This is a genomic window from SAR324 cluster bacterium (assembly GCA_029245725.1).
Taxonomy (GTDB): Bacteria; SAR324; SAR324; order SAR324; family NAC60-12; genus JCVI-SCAAA005.
Genome location: JAQWOT010000007.1, coordinates 1 through 3,208 on the forward strand (window position 1 = coordinate 1; position 3,208 = coordinate 3,208).

General features: G+C 48.2%; 3 protein-coding genes. All 3 read right to left on the reverse strand.

All coding sequences use genetic code 11. The features are described 5' to 3' along the window. Positions 1–295: 295 nt before the first annotated feature. Positions 296–1,333 (reverse strand): hypothetical protein, encoded by a 1,038-nt coding sequence (locus P8O70_00180; GenBank protein ID MDG2195303.1) that lies wholly within the window; start codon positions 1,331–1,333, stop codon positions 296–298. Continuing rightward, the gene (locus P8O70_00185) at positions 1,320–1,787 is read right to left on the reverse strand and encodes a flavin reductase family protein (protein MDG2195304.1); all 468 of its coding nucleotides are present in this window, start codon (positions 1,785–1,787) and stop codon (positions 1,320–1,322) included. Before P8O70_00185 ends, P8O70_00180 begins: the two co-directional genes overlap by 14 nt. Before the next feature lie 221 nt (positions 1,788–2,008). Then, a complete protein-coding gene (locus P8O70_00190) occupies positions 2,009–3,118 on the reverse strand; it encodes a hypothetical protein (GenBank protein ID MDG2195305.1) in 1,110 nt (369 codons plus the stop codon). Positions 3,119–3,208: the final 90 nt, after the last annotated feature.

Here is a 3,208-nt window from a genome sequence, read left to right on the forward strand (position 1 = left end):
TTTGTGTTGTGGAGAAGACTTTTTCACTTCATCCAATGAAATCAACATTTAGTAGCAAACTGTGCATAAGAGAGGTAGCACTTTGCAACCTGGATAACAACCATCATCTCAGCCAAAGCAGTATAGAAAAGAACTAACAAATTCGACAGGATCAGTCAATTGATGAGAGCTGTCTCACTAATCAACTTGGTTGCGAATAGAAACGGTAGAAGTAAAATGGAGGAAGCGAACGGGAGGAGGAGTGCTGACGCGGGCAAAAGGATATGCCTACGTCAGCCCCAATCAGGAAAAGAAATCAGTCGAAACGACCTAGGCCAATCTTACGGAAGGGATCTGTTCGATAGCGGACGACCTTAAACGCAGCATCCCCTGGCAAAATTTCCTCACCTTTCGCCGGTTCCAACAGCGCCCAGGACTCACTCTGCTTGCTGCGGAAGATCTCTAAGGTACCAACCAACTTACCATAGTCTTCGCTATGGGTCGTGATGCGGCTGGACTTCCCTCCACCGTGATCCACAATTTCTGGTGGACTTGAGCGCTGGTCACGCCGGAAAACTGCAAAACGATCCAATTCCTCTGCACCCTGATCCATCCCAACATTCAGCTTGGCAACTTTACGTCTCTCGAAGGTCTCAACAAGAAAGGCCTTTAGTGGAAGCGCTGCTTGAAGCTTGGGCCGCAGATCCATGCGCATTTCTTCTAGCTCAGACTGCTGGTATGGGAAGGTTTCCTCTGCAAGTTTTTTGGTTGGTGACAACTGATAGAGGTGCATGGTGACGACTGCACTCCAATCATCATCATCGTGGGAGAATGTAGCTGGTGATGTATCGAGCATCACCAGATACTTGACCCTTAGCGCTTCTCCAAGCTTGATGGCATCGTCTTCACGTGTGGTATCCAACATTCGATATTCGTTGGAATCCAGCACTTGTCTCATGCGTTCTTCAGGAAATACTTGCAGGTTGCCAGCATCTTCCATCATCGACTTGATGAAGGTCACACTGTTGTCATTGGCGTAGCTCGTCACTCCCGGTTGAGTACGTGGCGGCAACACAGCAACAAAGGGCATCTCCAGCGTCAATTCTTCCAATGTCGGTGCAAAAGGGGCAGAACGGCGGTCTTCGGCGAAGGTCCGCAGCTTATTGATATCTGGAGTTGTAGATAAACAGGATGCCAACAGGCTGCTACAAAGTAGTAGCAGGAGCCAGCTTGTGCTTTTGCCAACAATGCCCTTTGGAGTCGGTTGCATCTTGGCATCTTGCCCCAAATCCAGTGACAAGCAGCCACCGATCTTTGGTATTCCTTTCTCAATTTCCATATTATAGCGTCGCATAACGGCTCCGATAGTAAAGTAGAGGTTCACTCTCAAACGCTTGACAGTCCAGTACCTCTGCCAGCAGCAGGACATGATCGCCCCCATCGTATTCCTGCCAAAGTTGGCACTCTAGTACTGCCAGACAACCGGCTAAAAGTGGTTGGCTCGCAGGCTTGGGCAGCAACGGCCAATCCATGAAAGGCCACCGATGTTTGTCACTGGCAAAGTGATTTGATAACTCCTGTTGATCTGCCGACAGAATGTTGACAGCATACCCACCAGATCGGCGAATATGCTCTCCCATTGGCGATCTCTGCTGAAGCGCAAAAGAAACCAAGGGAGGCTCCAGCGAAACCGAGGCAAAGGAATTGATTGTTACCCCGTATTGCTCTCCCTCCGGTGTACGGGTCGTGATCACCGTGATTCCTGTGGCGAACCGACCGAAGACCTGGCGCAGGTCCTTGGAATCCATGAATGTAAAACAGTTTGGCAGAAAGGAGTGAAACCAGCCTAGCGGAAAATAAAGCGCTTGGCTAGCCAGAGATCAACGAGCAACAATTATCTTAAGCTAGTCTACTGCAACAGGTGGGCAAATTCTTGGGAATCCAGTCAAAAGGCAAAAAAAAACGGGATTGCCCGTGCAAAAACGAACAACCCCGTTTGCTAGAATAATGAAATCAGCTTAACTGAATCTCAGAAAGCGTATGACCACTCAGCTTCCATACCGCTAGCTGAGCCACCGCCGTTAGCCTTGTCTGTGTTTGCATTTGATGTACCGACACCCAGCTTGAGGGTAACTGCTTCCACAAAAAATGGCATTCCATAAGAAGCTGAGATGCGTGTGACCTTCGTTTCGTCTGCTTCAGCACCATCTCCTAAGACCTCAAAAGAGGCTCCTACATTTTGTCCCCCACCAAGGCCTACTTTTACAAAGCCATTCAGGACATTTGGTGTAGTTTCGACATTACCATCTTTCTGGGTCTTGCTTGAATAACCCAAACCTACCTCTGCAGCACCAGCAGCGACCTGACCCTGCAACTGGTAAGCAGTATCTGTCTTGTCTTCTGTGTCTGAGCCGTCTTGTGCGCTAAAACTCAGTGAGTAGAAAGTTGCTGATACTTTCACGTCACCGAAGCCCATTTTGATGTTTGGTCGGATACCACTTACATTTGTGGTTGTCTTTCCAGTTCCATCTGACTTGGTCAAGGCATAGGCATGGGTTGCATCTTTGGTCATCCAAGGAACTTCGGCAGTGATATTTATGTCACCAGCATTAATACCCAAACCAAGACCCTCGAGGTCCGAAAGAACAATGTGTTCAATGTTGCCCACACCGAAATCAGAGGCACGGAAATATCCTAAGCCATTAGAGTAATTCTCAGTTTGACCAAATTTTCCAACTTTTACAGTCAAGGTCTTGTTGCTTCCCTGAATGTAAACGTCACCATAACCCGTTGTACCAGTGATGTCAGAAAGATCTGCAAATGCTTTGATGGAATTATCTCCCGAGGTTGCCGTTCCTGTCATCTCGAAACTGACTTTACCGGCTTTCTCATCATCTTTCAGAAATTCGAAAGCATAGCTTGCACTATCACTAACCTTACTGGTCAACTTAGCATTGACATCACCGACGTAGGTATCTTGAACCGTGGTAGTGTCTCCACCATCAGGCGTCACTGTCGTATATTTCATGCCTACAACAATCTCCCCGCCCATACTCATAGCGTGACCGTCTGCAAAACTAGGGGCTGCTAGTGCAGCGGAAGCGAGTGCGGCCAACATCAGGCTTTTAAACTTTTTCATACTACTCCTTACAAAGTTAGGAATCGGTTGGTTGCCCGCCCCGATCGCCTGGCAGCAGGGGACAAGCAGTCAACTTTCGTCGACATCTTT

Bases quoted from the DNA above. Each gene is read 5' to 3' on its own strand.
- P8O70_00180 (MDG2195303.1), bottom strand. From the start codon at position 1,333: ATGCGACGCTATAATATGGAAATTGAGAAAGGAATACCAAAGATCGGT.
- P8O70_00185 (MDG2195304.1), bottom strand. From the start codon at position 1,787: ATGGATTCCAAGGACCTGCGCCAGGTCTTCGGTCGGTTCGCCACAGGA.
- P8O70_00190 (MDG2195305.1), bottom strand. From the start codon at position 3,118: ATGAAAAAGTTTAAAAGCCTGATGTTGGCCGCACTCGCTTCCGCTGCA.